This window comes from Streptococcus sp. ALY_208, from assembly GCF_058314295.1.
Map to the genome: position 1 here is coordinate 72518 of NZ_JBZFUI010000005.1, position 18066 is coordinate 90583.

The following is an 18066-nucleotide window of genomic DNA, read 5'->3' on the forward strand; positions in this document are numbered from 1 at the left end:
CTAAAAGCATTATTATGAGATAATAAAGAGACATTAGTAAGCCTTTATCCCCCTTAGAAAGGAGCGCCTATGCAGCCCTCATACCGTATTACTGAAAAGATGTTGAATCAGGTTCAGCGGATTTCGGAGCTGACGACCCAGCTAGCCTTGGAGCGGCGGGAGTTGCACCTGCGTAAGGAAAATCGGGTTCGCTCGATCCAGTCCTCCCTAGCCATTGAAAATAATAGTCTGAGTTTGGAACAGGTGACAGCTGTGATTGACGGTAAGCGCGTGCTTGGTCCACCCAAGGACATTCATGAGGTGGAAAATGCCTATGAAGCTTATGAGCGTGCTTTTAGACTAGATCCTTACCGTCTGGAAGATTTCTTAGAAGCGCACAGACTGCTGACCAAGGATTTGGTTAAGCATGCTGGTCAGTTTCGCACGGGTGATGTTGGTGTCTATGACAGCACAGGTCACGTAGTGCATGTCGGCGCTCGTCCTCAGTTTGTGCCTGCTTTAGTTGAGGAGTTATTTGCATGGGCAAAAGCTAGTAGCGTGTCGGATTTTGTCAAATCCTGTGTGGTTCACTTTGAGTTGGAAATTATCCATCCCTTCGAGGATGGCAATGGACGCATGGGACGACTCTGGCAGAGTCTGATTCTCAGTCAGTCCAATCCCATCTTTGAGTGGCTGCCTGTTGAGTCGGTGATTTACCACCACCAGCAAGGCTACTACGATGCCCTCACCCTCAGCAATCAAGCAAATGACTCAACTGTCTTCATCGAGTTCATGCTGGATGCAATCTTAGAGACCTTGCAGGAATACCAAACGACAGATCAACCTACTGCCTCCGCAACGTTAAAACCTAAAGAAGAAGCCATCTGGCAAAAAATCAGAACCTACCTCCTTGAACATGGTGTCATTACCACTTCCTTGGCACAAGACGCGATTGGACTAAGCCAAGCCAGTACCCGTCGCTATCTATCCTTGTTCGTCCAAAAGGATTTACTGATAGTAGAAGGATCGACACGTGACAGGCATTATAAGCTGCCACCCCCTCACTAAAAAATCCGCTCATAATCCGCTTAAAATCCGCTCATTTTTGTGAGCGGATTGCGAGATATTTTTATGGTGACACAGCATGATGAGACATCAAGCTATAACAAAAAAGACTGGACGAATTTCTGTCCAGTAACGTAAAGAGCTTTAAAAGATAAATTGGATCAGTTGCTTAACGATGACAAATTCTTGATCGGCCAGTTCGGCAATCTTTTCAATCTGTCTTGCCCTGAAGTCGAAGGTATGCAGCTGAAAAGGATTGACAGCACCGTCCACCTTTTTTGAATGAACAGGAACTAATAATCCTTTTTCTCTTAACTTAGCTTGGCCGTGTGTAATGGGGCAGACAGCCACAAATCCTGTACGTCTGCTGTAGTTTTCATTGGAGACGACCAGAGCTGGTCGGCGTTTTTGGATTTCTTTACCAGCAGAAGGGTCAAAGTCAATCCAGACAATATCTTGCCTTTGGGGAATGTAACTAGAATTCATTATCAAGTAACCTCAGGTCCGCAAAGTCATCTTCCATCCGTAAATCATCATTGCCATCAAAGGGATTCTTAATTTTTGGAGCTAGGAGAATAACGCCATTTCGCCCTCTTTCAATGATGAATTCCTGCCCAGTTTCAACCTGCAAATCTTTAGGAAGCGTTACAGTTACGGAATTTCCTACTTTTCTTGCTTTTATGGTAGCCATGTGAGCACCTCCAGATGTTTTGATCTCGTATACACAAGTATATCATTATCCCTTAGCTTTTTCAAATATGGCTCATATATATAATACGAAAATTGTTTTTAGAAAGTGAAAAAACTTATGTCAGAAACCCCTACCTCACAAGACCTCTATCAGGCGCTTTGGAATTCGGCGGATTTGCTGCGCTCCAAGATGGATGCTAATGAGTATAAGTCCTATCTCTTAGGCCTAGTCTTTTACAAGTATCTCTCAGACAAGATGCTTTTTGAAGTCGCTAAGACCATGGAGCAGCCGACCGATGATTTGGAGCAGGCGCTTGAGCTCTACCGCAAGTATTATGCGGATGAGGAGACTCATGAGGATCTGATCTTTGTCCTCATGGATCAGCAATCCTATGTCATTGAGCCCGATCTGACCTTTACGGCTCTGATCACTGCCATCAATGATGGGACCTTCCAGCTGGAGTCCCTAGCTCAAGGCTTTCGCAATATCGAGCGCAGTGATGATCTCTTTGAAAATCTCTTTGAGGATATCGATCTCTATTCCAAAAAGCTGGGAGCAACGCCTCAGAAGCAGAACCAGACCATTGCCAGTGTCATGAAGGAGCTGGCTGATCTGGATCTTGCCGGTCATGCTGGTGATATGCTGGGCGATGCTTATGAGTACCTGATTGGCCAGTTCGCCTCGGACTCAGGTAAAAAAGCCGGCGAGTTTTACACGCCTCAGCCTGTAGCCAAGCTCATGACTCGCATTGCCCTGCAAGGGCGTGAAGACAGGCAGGGTTTTAGCCTCTATGACCCTACTATGGGTTCTGGCTCCTTGCTGCTCAATGCCAAGAAGTACAGCCGCCAGCCAAACACAGTGACCTACTATGGTCAAGAGCTCAATACCTCGACCTACAACCTGGCACGTATGAACATGATTCTGCACGATGTCCCTGTTGAAAACCAGCACCTCAACAACGGTGACACGCTGGATGCTGACTGGCCTGATGAGGAGCCGACTAATTTTGACGGCGTCCTTATGAATCCTCCTTACTCAGCCAAGTGGTCTGCGGATTCTGGTTTTCTAGAAGATCCCCGCTTTTCACCTTATGGTAAGCTAGCACCCAAGTCTAAGGCTGACTTTGCTTTTCTCCTGCACGGTTATTACCATCTCAAGCAGGACGGCGGGGTCATGGCTATCGTCTTACCCCATGGGGTTCTCTTCCGTGGCAATGCCGAAGGACAGATTCGCCAGCACCTCCTAGAGGAAGGGGCTATCGATACGGTGATCGGTCTGCCGGCCAATATCTTCTTTAATACTAGCATTCCGACCACGGTCATTATTCTTAAAAAAGACCGTACCAATCGTGATGTCTACTTTATCGATGCCTCAAAAGAGTTTGACAAGGGCAAGAATCAGAACATCATGACCGATAGCCATATCGAGAAGATTCTGGACGCTTATACCCAGCGCCGTGATATAGACAAGTTTGCCCATCTAGCCAGCTTTGAGGAGATTGTGGAGAATGATTACAACCTCAATATTCCCCGCTATGTCGATACCTTTGAGGAAGAAGCAGTCGCCCCGCTGCCAGACATCATGGCTGACATAAGCAAGACCAACCAAACCATCGCTGAAAAATCCGCCCAGCTGGAAAACCTCCTCAAGGACCTGCGAGGCACCACCCCAGAAGCCCAAGCCGAGCTGGATGCCTTTTTGAAAGGGTTGAAACTGTAATCTGGATACAGTATTGTATTGATTTTTGTATCCTATAAGATGACAATAATCGTTAAAAAAGCTTGATAAACTATCAAAATCTGGTATTATAATAACAATGATAGAGACTTAGCGTCGCCTCTTACTTTCGTAATGCGTACCAGTGCTAGGTCGTTTTTTTATGGGGAATTGTATGAAACAGGCAAAAACGATAGCTGAACAACTTGATATATTAAAAAGTAGGGGTCTATTGATTAACGATCAAGAGTGTGCTTATAAAGTATTGCAAAATATCAATTACTATACCTTAACAGGGTACCTGTATCTTTTTAAAGAGGAAAATCAATATCGCAAAAATACCTCTTTAGAATTAGTCGTAAAGCTCTATCAATTTGATAGTGAAATGAGAAATCTTTTAATCTCTTTGACTACAGAAGCAGAACAGCTATTAAAGGCAAGAGTTGCTTACCAGATAGCCATAGCTTATCCTGAAAATCCGTGTATTTATGCTGACAAAAATTTTTTCAAAAGTGAGCATGAGTTTGACACCTTTATAGAAAATTTTAAAAAGACTGTTAATAGCAATAGAGAACGGCCGTTTGTTAAACACCATATTAACCACTATGGTAGTGAATTTCCGATTTGGGTGGCTGTCGAACTTTTTACGATGGGAAACTTAAAATACCTTTATAAAAATTTGCCAAATCAATTAAGGAAAGCTATTAGTAGAGAACTAGATTTGTCTCCTAAAACCTTAGATAATTGGATTGAAAACATAAGGATTTTAAGAAATAATCTTGCCCATAATATGAGGCTTTATGGGACGACTAACAGATATATTCCTAAATTTGAAAAGCATCATAAATTATCTGTTAATACTAATAGGCTATTCGCTTATTTCTTATTATTGAAAGAGTTGTCACAATTTGAAGAACAATGGGTATTTAGCTTAGAAAGGTTAGAAAGTATTATTGATAAATATAAAGAGTACATTGATCTTACTTTAATCGGATTTCCAGAAAACTGGAAAGCACTACTAAACAAAACATAACACGTAAAACTATTTCAATGCAGAATGAGTCAACGTCTCTTCTAAAAGGATAACCCCAGAAGCCCAAGCCGAGCTGGATGCGTTTTTAAAGGGGGTGGAGTTATAATTTGAATGCAGGTATCAGTCGTTTATAATGCATCATCTCGTATCTTTGGAAATTGACTTTTATCAAATCTAGGTAATACAATGGTATTACCTAGAGAATAGGAGGAAGTTATGGCAATTATTACATTGAAAGTCTCTGAAGCAGATAAGACATTTATGCAAGCCATGGCAAAGTTTGAAGGGGTCTCCCTGTCTGAAATGATCCGCAACAAAACTTTAGAAGCTCTAGAGGATGAATACGATGCACGCATTGGCGAGTCAGCCTATCAAGAGTACCTAAATGATCTCAAAGCAGGTTATGAGCCAATGAGCTGGGAGGATATGCTAGCTGAACTTGATGAGAATAATCAATAGAGCAATACCAAGCACCGGCAACCAATGCTGGTGCTTTTATATTTTTTAAATTTATAGGGTCATCAGTTGAAATCCTATGCCAAGAGCAGTAGAATGAGGGTGTAGTGGAAAGCGGTTACTTTTCACTGCGCAAGATCGCAAATCTGATGAGTGAGATGCCACCATCTCACGTCGTCTTAATGATATTTATAGCTTATCAGGAGGTATACCTATGGAGAAGCAAAAAGTTGTTATCATCGGTGCGTCCCACGGTGGTCATGAGTCCGCTATTGAGCTGCTAGACCAGTATCAGGGGCTAGACGTTACTATTTATGAGGCAGGTGATTTTGTCTCCTTCATGTCCTGCGGGATGGAGCTCTACCTAAAAGATGAGGTCACTGCTAAAGATGATGTCCGCAACTTTGCACCAGCAGACTTAGAAGCCAAGGGCGGTAAGATTTTTAACAACCACCAAGTCACTGCGATCAACGCCGATCAAAAGACAGTGACTGTCAAAGATACGAAATCAAATCAGACCGAGGAAGTCGCCTACGACAAGCTGATTTTAAGTTCTGGTGTTCGTCCCGTGACACTACCAGTTGAGGGATCTGACCTTGACAATATCTATCTCATGCGTGGCTATGACTGGGCGACTAAGATCAAGGCTGCCTTGGAATCACCGACCATTCAAAATGTTGTCGTCATCGGTGGAGGCTATATTGGATTAGAAGCTGTTGAGGTTTTTGCCAGCCGTGGTAAAAAGGTCAGCTTGGTTGATGTTATTGACCGCCCGCTAGGTACCTACCTCAATCCTGAGTTGGCAGATCTAGTAGCCAAAGAGCTTGAGCACCATAATGTCGGCCTATACATGAATACCAAAGTAGAGCGTTTCCAAGGTGATGATAAGGTCCAAGCAGTCATCACTGATAAGGGAGACATTCAGGCTGACCTAGTGATCCTTGCAGCAGGTGTCAAACCCAATACTGACTGGTTGCAGGGAATTGTTGATTTAGAGCCACGTGGATTTATCAAGGTCGATGAATATTTCCGTACCAATCTTCCAGATGTTTATGCCATCGGTGATGCGGTCTTACCGCTCTCCATTCCTGCTGGCAAGCCAATGCCTATAGCCCTAGCGACGACTGCTCGGCGTGAAGCCCAGTATGTCGTCAAACACCTCTTTGAAGCTAAGCCTAGTCGAGCCTTCGCAGGAGTAGTCGGATCTTCCGCCCTCAGTGTCTTTAATCTGCATTTCGCCTCTAGCGGTCTTAACACCTTTACAGCCGAGCAAGCTGGTCTTACCTACCAGACCAGCCTGTATCAGGATCGCTTACGTCCTGCCTATATCCCTGATGATAACAACCCTCAGGTTTATGTCAGCCTCACCTACCATCCTTTGACCCATCAGATTTTAGGAGGAGCTGTCTTATCGACTTACGACGTGACCGCCCAAGGCAACGTCCTAGCCCTAGCGATTGGGCATAAGATGACACTAGAAGATCTAGCTCAGGCTGATTTCTTCTTCCAACCAGGCTTTGATCGCCAGTGGAGCCTGCTCAATCTCGCTGCCCAGCATGCCTTAGGTCTCGCACCATTCTAATTGTTTTTCCCTTAGCCTAGCTCCCGTAAGAGCTTATCTCTAGACTATATGACCACCTAGAAAAAAGGGCTGATCGTGTAGATGCCATATAATGAGCAAGAGCAGTAAAGCCAACTCGAAAAACGGGGAGGCTTTGCTGCTTTTCTATAGCCTATCCTTATACCACTTGATAAAAAAAGGCAATGGTCGTAGTTCTCTAAATCTATGGTATGATTAAGGGACAAAACTATTTGGAGGCGTTATGGAAAATCATAACTTTGAAAATGAAGGCCAATTCCAGCGAAAGATGACCAGTCGACATCTGCAGATGCTGTCGATCGGTGGGATCATCGGTACTGGTCTCTTCCTGAGTTCGGGCTATGCGATTGCTCAGGCAGGGCCGCTCGGTGCGGTCTTATCCTATATCTTTGGCTCTGTCATGGTCTATCTGATCATGTTTTCTCTAGGAGAGCTAGCAGTAGCTATGCCAGTTACAGGCTCTTTTCATACCTATGCGACCAAGTTCATTAGTCCAGGGACTGGCTTTACAGTTGCTTGGTCTTACTGGCTTTGCTGGACAGTTGCTCTGGCATCTCAGTTCATCGGAGCTGCCAACCTCATGCTGCGCTGGTTCCCTGGCGTGCCCGTCTGGATTTTTGCGACTGGTTTTGCAGCCTTGGTCTTTTTGGTCAATAGCTTAAATGTCAAATGGTTTGCTGAGACTGAGTATTACTTTTCTAGTATAAAAGTCTACGCTATTATTCTCTTTATCCTATTAGGAGGGCTGGCGATTTTGGGAGTGCTTCCCTATGAGGGAAGTCATCAGGCGCCGCTCTTGACTAATTTCGTTAAAGATGGGCTCTTTCCCAAAGGACTGCTAGGAGTCATCACTGTTATCCTATCGGTCAACTACGCCTTTTCAGGGATTGAGTTGATCGGAGTGGCAGCAGGAGAGACTGACAATCCTAAAAAAGAGATTCCTTTTGCCATCAAATCGACTATTGGGCGCTTGGTGCTTCTCTTTTGTATGACCATAGCAGTGCTCGCTGCCTTGATGCCAGCCAGTCAGGCGGGTGTCGTAGAAGCTCCTTTTGTCGTAGTCTTCGACAAGATTGGTATTCCCTTTGCCGCTGATCTGATGAACTTTGTTATCCTGACGGCTATTTTATCTGCGGCTAACTCTGGGCTCTATGCCTCTGGGCGCATGCTCTGGTCACTGGCTAATGAAGGTATGATCAGTAAGAATGTCGTTCGTATTAATGAAAACGGTGTGCCCATGCGTGCCATGATTCTCTCAATGATCGGTGTTGTGATTGCCTTGGTAGCAAGTGTCTATTACGAAAAGACTATTTTCTTGGCCCTAGTATCGATCGCAGGTTTTGCGGTTGTCGTGGTTTGGCTGTCCATCCCGATCGCCCAGATCAATTTTCGTAAGCGTTGGCTCAAAGACCATAGCCTTGAAGAATTAGACTACAAGACACCGCACAGTCCAGCACTGCCTTACCTCACGATCATTCTTCTGATCATTTCTATCATCGGAATCGCCTGGGACCCCTCCCAGAGAGCCGGACTTTATTTTGGGGTTCCCTTTGTCATTCTTTGCTACATTTATCATTTTATCCGCTTTAAAAAGTGGTAGAAAGGAGCAGTCATGGGAGCATTTCATTCATTACTGCAATCGCAAGATTATATCATTTTGCACGGTGCCTTGGGGACTGAGCTTGAATATCAGGGACATGATGTCTCAGGTAAGCTCTGGTCAGCTAGGTACCTCTTAGAAAATCCAAAACTCATCCAAGACATCCACGAAACCTACCTAAGGTCTGGCAGTGATCTGGTCACGACGTCGAGTTATCAGGCAACCCTACCGGGTCTCCTTGATTATGGTGTCTCCGAGTCCCAAGCTAGGGCCTTGATCGCCCTGACAGTCGATCTGGCCAAGCAGGCACGAGAAAAGGTTTGGCAAGAGCTATCTGATCAGGAAAAAGCTCAGCGTCCCTTTCCTTTGATCAGTGGGGATGTCGGCCCATACGCAGCCTATCTAGCTGACGGCTCCGAATATACCGGTCGCTATGGTGACGTGACCAAGGAAATGCTCAAGGATTTTCATCGCCCCCGCATTCAGATTCTTTTGGATAACGGCGTCGATCTCCTAGCCCTTGAAACCATGCCCAACTTTCTTGAAGCGCAAGCGCTTGTTGAGCTATTAGCCCAAGAATTTCCTCAGGCTGAAGCCTATATGAGCTTCACATCGCAAGATGGCAAGACTATCTCAGATGGGACTAGCATCGAGATTGTAGCAGAGCTCATCAATAGTTCTGAGCAGATCCTAGCACTGGGTCTCAACTGCAGCTCACCTAGTGTTTATCACAATTTCTTAACCCAGCTGAGACGCTGTACAGACAAACCCTTTGTGACCTATCCCAATTCTGGCGAAGTCTATGATGGCGCTAGTCAAACCTGGACACAAGCCGCTGATCACTCGCACAGCCTTTTAGAAAATACTCAAAGCTGGCATGAACTAGGTGCCAAGGTGGTCGGTGGCTGCTGCCGTACCCGACCGCAGGATATCGCAGTCTTATCCAGTCAATTACGCTAATAAAAACGACCCTAAGTGGCCTGCCTTACAACAATCTAACTTGTTTCGGGCAGTACCAAGGTCGTTTTTTATTAAATAATGCTATCAGCTCTTTCAAAGGAGATTAGGGCTAGAGCCATTATGAGAGTGACCAGTGCTAAAATCCAAACGAGAGCATTCCAAGAACCAAAGAGCTGTTGGCTATAACCGAGAAGGATAGGCCCGATAGCTGCCAGCAGATAACCGCCTGTCTGTACCATACCAGAAAGCCGGGCGGTCTCTTGTGCAGTTCTCGTCTTAAGATTAAAGCTAACCAGCATATAAGGAAAAAGAGCTGCTACTGATAAACCTAGGCTGAGATGAGCAGTAGCCCAAACCATATAATTCGCTGGTCCTAAAAGAATCAGGGCTAGACCAACGAGACTTAGACTGGAAAAACCCAGCATAGTCCAAACTCTAGCCTGACGGGACTGCTGACTTACTAAGCCAGGGATAAGTAAAGACATAGGGAGACTGACCAGATTGAACAAGCCCAGAAGGGAGCCTGCTTGATTGGCCGAAAATCCTGCCGCCTGAGAAACCGTCGGCAGCCAGGTCAGCTCAGTATAAAACAGCAAGGATTGTAGACCTCCAAAAATGAGCATAGACAGAGCAGCAGGATTCCTCCAGAGACTTCGAGAAACTGGCTGCCTAGACCCGGCTTGAGCCCTGCTAGCTTGCTGAGTGGTAGATTTAGCATTGGGGAGCCAAATCAGAAAACCGATTAATACAAGACTAGATAGTAATAGGATAAAGCCCCGCCAGCTGATAACAGTAGAGATAGGTGAAGCCAGTAAAGTCAGGACGGTCGATGACAAGCCCATAATGCTGGTGTATAGACTTGTGTACAGACCGATTTTATGAGGAAAATGAGTAGCCACAATACTTGGCAATAATACATTGACACAAGCGATACTAGCACCCACGAGGACCGTCCCTAGATAGAGAGTGGGCAGAGAAATGATGCGCACCGCAGAGCCTACAGCCATGATCAAAAGTGCCAGTGTTATCAATCGTTCTAAGCCAAAGCGCTGGGATAATTGGGGAGCCAATGATGAAAAGCCTGCAAACATCAGCAGAGGAATAGAAGTCAAAGCTCCCAAAGAGCTCAAAGAGACTCTCAGATCCCGAGCAATATCAGGCAGGATAGTCGAAATCGTCGTAAAGGGCGAGCGCATGACAACCCCTAGCATGATCAGTCCCAAAACAATCCAGAATCTTTTTAATCGCATAGTTTTATACCTCAATTTTAAATTCAGGATCATCATATCAAATCTCAAGAGACATTTCATCCTTATTTTTAGGCATTTCCCATTTTTTTATTAATTATTGGGCTGTAAGTGTTGACAGTGATAAAAAGCCATGATACTATAATTAAGGTTTTGAAAAAAACTGACCTAAGACAGCAGGGGAGCTTGACTCATAAGAATCCTGCCGAGGCACAAAAACGTCACAATACCAGCTTGATCTGGTTACTATAGCGTATTTGTACTTTCGTGTCTGGGTTTGGATGCGATTTTTTCGTATTCAGACAAAATAATTACGGAGGTAAATCTTAATCATGAGTGAAGCTATTATTGCTAAAAAAGCTGAACTGGTCGATGCAATTGCTGAGAAAATGAAAGCTGCTGCAGCTATCGTGGTTGTAGACTCACGTGGTTTGACTGTTGAGCAAGATACCAACCTTCGTCGCAATCTTCGTGAAAGCGGCGTTGAGTTGAAAGTTATCAAAAACTCAATCTTGTCACGCGCAGCTGAAAAAGCTGGTCTTGACGACTTAAAAGATATTTTCGTTGGACCATCTGCTGTAGCATTTTCAAACGAAGATGTTGTAGCGCCAGCGAAAATCATCAACGACTTTTCAAAAGAAGCTGAAGCACTTGAAATTAAGGGTGGTGCCATCGAAGGCGCAGTATCTTCAAAAGAAGACATCCAAGCATTGGCAGCTCTTCCAAACAAAGAAGGCATGCTCTCTATGCTCCTTTCAGTACTTCAAGCGCCTGTCCGCAACGTTGCTTACGCAATCAACGCTGTTGCCGACAGCAAAGAAGACGGTGCTGCCTAAGCAGATTATCATTACAGGTAGCCTAAGGCTACAACCCATTTATTAAAATAAAAAAACATTTGGAGGAAAATGACAATGGCATTGAACATTGAAAACATTATTGCTGAAATTAAAGAAGCTTCAATCCTTGAATTGAACGACCTTGTAAAAGCTATCGAAGAAGAATTTGGTGTATCTGCAGCTGCTCCTGTAGCTGTCGCTGCTGCTGGCGGCGAAGACGCTGGTGCTGCTAAAGATTCATTCGACGTTGAATTGACTTCAGGCGGAGACAAGAAAGTTGCCGTTATCAAAGTGGTTCGTGAAATCACAGGTGAAGGTCTTAAAGAAGCTAAAGGTCTTGTTGATAACGCACCATCAGTTCTTAAAGAAGGTGTAGCTGCTGCCGAAGCAGAAGAAATGAAAGCTAAATTGGAAGAAGCTGGTGCTTCTGTAACTCTTAAATAATAGAGTCCAATTATCATAGAAACCGTTCCTTAGGGGGGCGGTTTTTTTAGTGCCATTTTTAACTGACGACGACAAAGAGTTTCACAATTAAGAGCTTAACATTGTGAAATTATCTGTCCATAGATAGCTTGTCGCCTTTTGTCCTTCCTTAGCCAGTGATAGTTCTCTATAATGAAAAGAAAGCTAAGAAGAGTGGAGGACTATTAGTTATGACAAAGGTTGTTTTACTGACAGGAGCATCATCTGGTATTGGTCTAGCAACAGCTAAGCTGCTAGCGCATAAAGGCTACAAAGTTTATGGAGCAGCCAGACATTCATCTGTGATTACTGCTCTAAATCACCCTCATATCCAGCCGATCACTATGGACCTGACAGATACTAGCTCTATCGAGCAAGCACTGGAGAAAATTCTTGACAATGAAGGACGGATCGATATCTTAATCAATAATGCTGGCTACGGTCAATTTGGTCCTATTGAAACGACGGCCATAACTGACGCCCGTCAACAATTTGAAGTCAACTTATTTGGCTTAGCACGGCTGACCCAATTAGTCCTTCCAATAATGAGGAAGCAAGGGCAGGGGCGTATTATCAATCTATCATCGGTTGGCGGACGCTTGACAACCCTGATGGGTGGATGGTATCATGCCAGCAAATATGCTCTTGAAGCCTTATCAGACGGACTGCGTATGGAGACCAGAGCTTTTGGAATCACAATAGTCCTCATCGAACCTGGCAGTGTCCGAACCCCTTGGAATACAATTATGCAACAGCATCTAGCTGATAGTAGTAAGAAAACCGTCTATAGTAGTCAAGCTCAAAAAATGATCAAGCGACTGCCTAAACTGTACCAAAGCGCTCTCTTCTTAGAGCCAGAATCAGTTGCAAAAACCATTGTCAAGGTCTGTCAGAAAAAACATACCAAGGCACGCTACCTTGTAGGAAAAGGAAGTAGGGGACTCATCTTTTTACACGCTATCCTACCAGCCAAATGGTTTGACCGCCTTGTCATCAAATCTTTAACCTAAATAGTAGCCAAGGAAAAACGACTGTGAAAATAGTATTAACCCCTGCATTTCAAAACTTTTTACACACTATTGGCATAGATATCCAAGCCATTATAGAGAGTGCTCACTTATCTAATCAACTGACGCACCATACACTTCGCTACAGCAATAGCGACTACCACCAATTCATGATGACTGCTGATCCCCTAATCTCTGATCAAGCCATACTGGAACTAAGTAAAATAGAGAATATCCAGCACTTTGTTCCAGTATTTTTTGTAGCCTTATCCAGCTCCAATGGATTAGTAGCCTATGAGAAAATCAAACGCTATAAATCGCTAATAGGGCCTCTGCAACTGAACATTCAGGATCTTGGTGAGACCATCAGTCTATCCTTTGACTATCAATTTCCGTATTTACCACGTACTGTTTTGCTTCAAGAGCAATTATTATTGCTGAATCTTCTAAGAGCAGGAACGGCTAAACAGATCAATCCTATCAAAGTTTCTGGACCTTATCGCTATGGTTCGCTCTTAGAGCAGGCATTAGGTCTTCCTACTGAGAAAGCAACTAACAATACTATAGTCTTTCAGAAAGCAGATCTAGAGCTACCTTTTTCTAAGGCAAACCATACCCTGTGGCTGATCTTAAAACCCTATCTTGAGCAACAATTACACTTAACTAAGCAAAAACAAATGCTGCAAAGGCAGCTCATCGAAGCTATCATCAAGGGGGATGCCTCCTTAAGAGCTATATCTCAGCAGCTCCATATCAGTCCACGGACTTTACAGCGCCAACTGGCGCGACAAAATACAAGCTTCAAGCTAGAGCTAGCTGCCATTCAAAAAGCCTTTGCCCTTAGCTATTTAGCTATGGGCTTAACAACAGACGATATTGCTTTTCTGCTAGGTTTCTCAGATAGCTCCAGCTTTCTGAGAGCCTTTAGAAGATGGACAGGACTAGGGATTAAAGAATATCACAAACAGCTTAAAAAGTAGCAGAGCTATAAGATATTAAAATGAGTTAAGCTATTGCTCAACTCATTTTATATCTATATCCGCAGCTTGAAAGTGTTGATCAGCGTTCCAATACCTGTGATAGAGATATCAATCGTATCGCCGTCTGATAGCCAAGATTGTTGCTCTTCATCTTGGCCCAAGATAACACCACTCGGGGTTCCTGTAAAGATCAAGTCACCCGGTAGAAGGGTCATATAGTTGGAGAGGTAAGAGACAATTTCATGGGGCTTATGAATCATTTGCCGCACTTGCTCTTGCTGACGAATCTCTCCATTAACACGGGTGATCAGTTCTGCCTCTTCAAAGTCAAAGTCTTCCCTAGTCACTAAGAAGGGGCCAACTGGGGCAAAGCCGTCCATAGACTTTCCTAAAGTCCATTGACTGGTCTGGAACTGCGGGACACGTGCAGTAAAGTCATTGCCGATCGTATAGCCAAAAATGGCTTTCTCTGCCTGATCCAGATTGGCATTTTTGACAGTTTGGCCCACGACTATGACCAACTCCCCCTCATAGTCATAATGGTGGGCAACATCTGTCCCATAAATCGTAGCATTATGATGATTCAAGGTATTAGGGAGCTTGGTAAAAATCTCAGGAAAGTCAGATTTGATAAAAAAATCAGTCTCAGATTGATGATCCCTATAATTCAACCCTACCGCTAAAATTTTTGAAGGATTAGGGAGAATAGGAGCACGGTCGTAGCCAAAAATATCTTTAACAAGATAGGCAGAAAAGTCTATACCTTCCAGCGCTTGCTGGGCCTCTCCCGATTGGATAAATTCTAATAGATCACTCTGTTTGGACTTAGTATCTGCCAATAGTTGACTGACATTGATCCAGTAGCCCTGCCATTCCATCAGGACCTGCTCCTGATTGTCTTTGGTAATTGCTGTTAATTTCATCGCTAAACACCTCACTTTATTCCCCCCTATTATACCAGAAGAGCCTTGAAAAGATAACTAATCTCAAAAAATGATAAATAGATCGTAACCTCTCCGATAGTCTTGTGACGGAGCTAGGAGGAGAAGCGTTCTTATATGTGATCCAACTTTCAAACGAATCATTTGCTGGCTATAACTGATTTTGCTACACTAAGAGCACAAAAGGTTGTTGGGAAATAGGAGTAATGTCCTAAAGTTTCAATGCAGCCTGATGCTAATAACGTTAGGGAGGACTTTCTTATGACACATGTACAAACCGCTGTATTTACTGTAGACGCCGATTACCAAGCAGCTTTTGGAGAAAAGATAAAAAATGACCTCAATTCTCTGCATTCTTGGCCTGGAAATGTCTCAGCAGAAGCATGGCAAGCAGGTGAAGAAGACGGTAAAATCGACTTTGTCTTAGTATCTAAATGGACAGACAAGGCTGATTTTGAAGCCTGGCTCAGCCGCCCAGAACATGCACAGAGACATCAAAAACCAGAGGTACAAGAAGTCCGCAAACACGTGACAAGAAAAGTTGCTAGCTATCAAGTCTTGGCTGACTAAGTCAAGAACCTAAGATAACAATAAAAGAGTTGATTAGACCAAGCTGTAAAGCCCGATCTAATCAACTCTTTTTTAATCGTCCTCAATAAAGCGATAACCAGCAACCTTTGCCAAGGCAAAGATAACAAAGAAGGTAATCATAGCGCTGACTGCGACATCAGATAAGAAATGCGCCTGTACCCGCACACGTGAGATTGCCATGAGAAAGCCGTAAGCTAAGCAGATATAAGTCATGCGAGTTTGCCCCTTGACGTGGTCGCGACTGATGAGAAAAGGGTAGAACATGGCACTCATCCCAGCTAGCGTATGCCCAGATGGGAAGGAACGATGACCGTTTTCCCCATTGATCTGCCACCAATTCGTAAAATGAGCCCCATCGACATGACCAAAGACTTCGTAAGGACGAAAGCGCCCCCAGGTTTCCTTCATTGTATCGATGATGTTTTCAGATAAGAAGTAAAAGGCGATCCCTAAAATAGCAACAGAGATAAGATAATTAAGAGCTCTGGGCTCTTTTTTTGAGAGCCATCTAAACTGTATGATACTGCCCACAGCCCATATAGCTATACTCATGCTGTATTTCAAGCTCATAGGGTAGCTGATGGCAGTTCCCGTATCGTTATTAGCCGTGGCAATAGGAAGTCCTTTGGCGATATTGTCTGCACTACTATAGCCATAGTAAAGCCAGTCATCCACCATATGAAGAATAGCCCAAAAAGATAACAGCAGAGCAGCTCCGGTTAGAATCAACTTAAGCAGAGGAACCTGGCTGCGCTTATAGGCTACAAACCCAAGAATATTGGCAGAGACAAAGAGTACCAGAGGTTCGGGAAACATCCCAAAGTCCTGAAAGACGGTCCCAAAGATAGAGTCTTGGCTCCCCAACTGTTGGGAAATAGATTGATCAAAAAAACTGGCCAAGATGAGCAGTAGGATAGAACTACCATAGACAATGGTCAGTAGACGTTTTTCCTGACGATTAAGTGTAAACATATCAAAATCCTTTCAAAAGTGATGGGCTCATTGTAACAAGTCTTTTCAAAGAAACCATCAGCATCATGTAAAATCCATGCAAAATCAATCGATTCTCAGATTTTACAAAAACTTTACAAAACTATAGGAATAAATTTGATAGTTGATCGGTAAAATAAGACGTGTAAAAATTAAAACTAAGGAGACCCTTACTCATGAAAAAAATGACACGTTTCTCACTAATCGCCTTAGCCGGATTGGCTGGCCTAAGTCTCTTAACGGCTTGTGGTGGTTCAAAATCAGGATCTAGCAACCAACCTATCAATATCATCACTCGTGAAGATGGCTCTGGCACACGCGGTGCCTTTATCGAACTCTTTGGCGTCGAAGAGAAAAACAGTGATGGTAAAAAAGTTGATAAGACAACTCAACAAGCAACTGTTACTAATTCAACAGCCGTCATGCTGACGACAGTGGCTGGTGATGAAAGTGCGATTGGTTATGCGTCGCTGGGATCTGTCAATGACACCGTTAAGGTACTAAAAGTCGATGGAACCAAGGCTAGCGCCGAGGCAGTGAAAGACGGTAGTTATAAGATTTCACGTCCTTTCAATATCGTAACCAAGGACAATCTTAATAGCCAAACAAAAGATTTCATTCAGTATATTCAAAGTAAAGATGGGCAAAAGATTGTCGAAGACAATGGCTATATCTCAGATTCCAATACAGGTGCCTACAAGTCTCAAAACAAGAGCGGAAAGATCGTTATCGCAGGCTCAAGCTCAGTGACTCCAGTTATGGAAAAACTCAAAGAAGCCTACATCAAGGAAAATCCAGATGTAACGATCGAGATTCAGCAAAGCGATTCCACAACAGGGGTAACCAGTGCGATTGATGGAACATGTGACATCGGTATGGCTTCTCGTGAACTGGAACAGTCTGAAACAGATAAGGGCGTTAAATCACAAGCCATTGCACTAGATGGTATCGCCATTATCGTCAATAAGAATAACAAAGTAAACACTATTACAAGTGATCAAGTCAAAGCCATTTATACTGGTAAGACAAGCACTTGGGCTGAACTTGACAAATAAGGAGTCTTAGATGGCCCAGACAAAGGAAAAAATCATGCAGGCAGTCTTCTTCCTGACTGCTTGTATTTCTGTATTATCAGTTCTACTTATCTGTCTCTTTATCTTTTCAAATGGAATTCCAGCTATCACAAAGATTGGACTCGGTGACTTTATCTTTGGCAAGATATGGCAGCCAGCTAATAATAGCTATGGAATCTTTCCTATGATCATCGGATCTATCTATGTGACGGCGGGTTCCTTGGTAGTCGGGGTTCCTGTCGGAATTCTCAGTGCCATTTACATGGCTAAATTTTGTCCAGATAAGATCTATAAGCCACTCAAGATGGCCATTAATCTCATGGCGGGGATTCCATCGGTTGTCTATGGTTTCTTTGGCTTGGTAGTCTTGGTACCCTTTATCCGAGAACAGACACTGAGTCTTGGTACTGGGGTTCTGACAGCCTCCCTACTTTTGGGGTTGATGATTCTTCCAACCATCATTACCGTCTCAGAGACGGCTATCCGAGCAGTCCCTGATAGTTACTATGAAGGAGGGCTAGCTCTCGGTACCTCCCATGAGCGCAGTATCTTTTTCATTGTTGTCCCCGCTGCCAAACGCAGTATCTTAGCTGCCGTGATTTTAGGATTAGGACGTGCTATCGGTGAGACTATGGCTGTTATTATGGTCGCAGGAAATCAAGCCGTCATCCCGACATCGATCACCTCTGGTGTCCGGACCTTAACCACCAATATTGTGATGGAGATGGGCTACTCAACTGGCCTTCATCGTCAAGCCCTAATCGGGACGGCAGTCGTCTTGTTTGTCTTTGTACTAATCATCAATGTCAGCTTCTCGCTGATACGTAAAGAGGAGTAAA

The 18066-nt window shown here is 43.9% G+C and carries 19 protein-coding genes and 1 other annotated feature; of the genes, 14 read left to right on the forward strand and 5 right to left on the reverse strand.

Annotated elements, in window-relative coordinates; all coding sequences use genetic code 11:
• The first annotated feature begins 69 nt into the window (after positions 1–69).
• Positions 70–1047, forward strand: coding sequence for a Fic family protein (locus AC4HAI_RS06020; protein WP_491110850.1), 978 nt, complete (start codon positions 70–72; stop codon positions 1045–1047).
• A gap of 141 nt (positions 1048–1188) precedes the next feature.
• On the opposite strand, the gene AC4HAI_RS06025 is transcribed toward AC4HAI_RS06020, so the two are convergent.
• A complete protein-coding gene (locus AC4HAI_RS06025) occupies positions 1189–1530 on the reverse strand; it encodes a type II toxin-antitoxin system PemK/MazF family toxin (protein ID WP_491110851.1) in 342 nt (113 codons plus the stop codon).
• Complete coding sequence (mazE, locus tag AC4HAI_RS06030) at positions 1520–1735, reverse strand: type II toxin-antitoxin system PemI/MazE family antitoxin (RefSeq protein WP_491110852.1); 216 nt, start codon at positions 1733–1735, stop codon at positions 1520–1522. The genes AC4HAI_RS06025 and mazE overlap by 11 nt, the downstream gene beginning before the upstream one ends.
• Before the next feature lie 117 nt (positions 1736–1852).
• Here mazE and AC4HAI_RS06035 point away from each other — a divergent pair, with 117 nt between their 5' ends.
• The 6 genes from AC4HAI_RS06035 to mmuM all read left to right on the forward strand — a co-directional run bounded on the left by AC4HAI_RS06035 (position 1853) and on the right by mmuM (position 9100).
• Positions 1853–3454 carry a type I restriction-modification system subunit M gene (locus AC4HAI_RS06035; protein ID WP_491110853.1) on the forward strand — a complete coding sequence of 534 codons (1602 nt, stop codon included), beginning with the start codon at positions 1853–1855 and terminating at the stop codon, positions 3452–3454.
• A 172-nt stretch (positions 3455–3626) separates the two neighbouring features.
• Positions 3627–4484: an Abi family protein gene (locus tag AC4HAI_RS06040; RefSeq protein WP_491110854.1), complete on the forward strand. Its 858-nt coding sequence runs from the start codon at positions 3627–3629 to the stop codon at positions 4482–4484.
• Positions 4485–4700: 216 nt separating this feature from the next.
• Complete coding sequence (relB, locus tag AC4HAI_RS06045) at positions 4701–4943, forward strand: type II toxin-antitoxin system RelB family antitoxin (RefSeq protein ID WP_491110855.1); 243 nt, start codon at positions 4701–4703, stop codon at positions 4941–4943.
• Positions 4944–5154: 211 nt separating this feature from the next.
• Positions 5155–6522: an FAD-dependent oxidoreductase gene (locus AC4HAI_RS06050; RefSeq protein WP_491110856.1), complete on the forward strand. Its 1368-nt coding sequence runs from the start codon at positions 5155–5157 to the stop codon at positions 6520–6522.
• A gap of 241 nt (positions 6523–6763) precedes the next feature.
• On the forward strand, positions 6764–8140 hold the full coding sequence (locus AC4HAI_RS06055; RefSeq protein ID WP_491110857.1) for an amino acid permease: 1377 nt from the start codon (positions 6764–6766) through the stop codon (positions 8138–8140).
• A 12-nt stretch (positions 8141–8152) separates the two neighbouring features.
• Positions 8153–9100 (forward strand): homocysteine S-methyltransferase, encoded by a 948-nt coding sequence (mmuM, locus tag AC4HAI_RS06060; protein WP_491110858.1) that lies wholly within the window; start codon positions 8153–8155, stop codon positions 9098–9100.
• 71 nt (positions 9101–9171) lie between these two features.
• On the opposite strand, the gene AC4HAI_RS06065 is transcribed toward mmuM, so the two are convergent.
• On the reverse strand, positions 9172–10350 hold the full coding sequence (locus AC4HAI_RS06065; RefSeq protein ID WP_491110859.1) for an MFS transporter: 1179 nt from the start codon (positions 10348–10350) through the stop codon (positions 9172–9174).
• A 146-nt stretch (positions 10351–10496) separates the two neighbouring features.
• Positions 10497–10649: a sequence feature (ribosomal protein L10 leader region), on the forward strand.
• 30 nt (positions 10650–10679) lie between these two features.
• Between AC4HAI_RS06065 and rplJ the strand changes: the two genes are divergently transcribed.
• The 4 genes from rplJ to AC4HAI_RS06085 all read left to right on the forward strand — a co-directional run bounded on the left by rplJ (position 10680) and on the right by AC4HAI_RS06085 (position 13632).
• A complete protein-coding gene (gene rplJ, locus AC4HAI_RS06070) occupies positions 10680–11183 on the forward strand; it encodes a 50S ribosomal protein L10 (RefSeq protein WP_491079194.1) in 504 nt (167 codons plus the stop codon).
• A gap of 75 nt (positions 11184–11258) precedes the next feature.
• On the forward strand, positions 11259–11627 hold the full coding sequence (rplL, locus tag AC4HAI_RS06075) for a 50S ribosomal protein L7/L12 (RefSeq protein ID WP_491079193.1): 369 nt from the start codon (positions 11259–11261) through the stop codon (positions 11625–11627).
• Positions 11628–11836: 209 nt separating this feature from the next.
• Positions 11837–12655, forward strand: a complete 819-nt coding sequence (locus AC4HAI_RS06080) for an oxidoreductase (RefSeq protein ID WP_491110860.1) — start codon at positions 11837–11839, stop codon at positions 12653–12655.
• A 23-nt stretch (positions 12656–12678) separates the two neighbouring features.
• The gene (locus AC4HAI_RS06085) at positions 12679–13632 is read left to right on the forward strand and encodes a helix-turn-helix domain-containing protein (protein WP_491110862.1); all 954 of its coding nucleotides are present in this window, start codon (positions 12679–12681) and stop codon (positions 13630–13632) included.
• Positions 13633–13685: 53 nt separating this feature from the next.
• Here the strand turns inward: AC4HAI_RS06085 and AC4HAI_RS06090 are convergent, their stop codons facing one another.
• Positions 13686–14555: a fumarylacetoacetate hydrolase family protein gene (locus AC4HAI_RS06090; protein WP_491110864.1), complete on the reverse strand. Its 870-nt coding sequence runs from the start codon at positions 14553–14555 to the stop codon at positions 13686–13688.
• Between the two features lie 279 nt (positions 14556–14834).
• Between AC4HAI_RS06090 and AC4HAI_RS06095 the strand changes: the two genes are divergently transcribed.
• The gene (locus tag AC4HAI_RS06095) at positions 14835–15143 is read left to right on the forward strand and encodes an antibiotic biosynthesis monooxygenase family protein (RefSeq protein ID WP_491110865.1); all 309 of its coding nucleotides are present in this window, start codon (positions 14835–14837) and stop codon (positions 15141–15143) included.
• 72 nt (positions 15144–15215) lie between these two features.
• Here the strand turns inward: AC4HAI_RS06095 and AC4HAI_RS06100 are convergent, their stop codons facing one another.
• Positions 15216–16136 (reverse strand): phosphatase PAP2 family protein, encoded by a 921-nt coding sequence (locus AC4HAI_RS06100; RefSeq protein ID WP_491110867.1) that lies wholly within the window; start codon positions 16134–16136, stop codon positions 15216–15218.
• A gap of 194 nt (positions 16137–16330) precedes the next feature.
• Here AC4HAI_RS06100 and AC4HAI_RS06105 point away from each other — a divergent pair, with 194 nt between their 5' ends.
• Positions 16331–17209, forward strand: a complete 879-nt coding sequence (locus AC4HAI_RS06105; RefSeq protein ID WP_491110868.1) for a substrate-binding domain-containing protein — start codon at positions 16331–16333, stop codon at positions 17207–17209.
• A 10-nt stretch (positions 17210–17219) separates the two neighbouring features.
• Positions 17220–18065 (forward strand): phosphate ABC transporter permease subunit PstC, encoded by an 846-nt coding sequence (gene pstC, locus AC4HAI_RS06110; RefSeq protein WP_491079186.1) that lies wholly within the window; start codon positions 17220–17222, stop codon positions 18063–18065.
• The last annotated feature ends 1 nt before the right edge of the window (position 18066 follow it).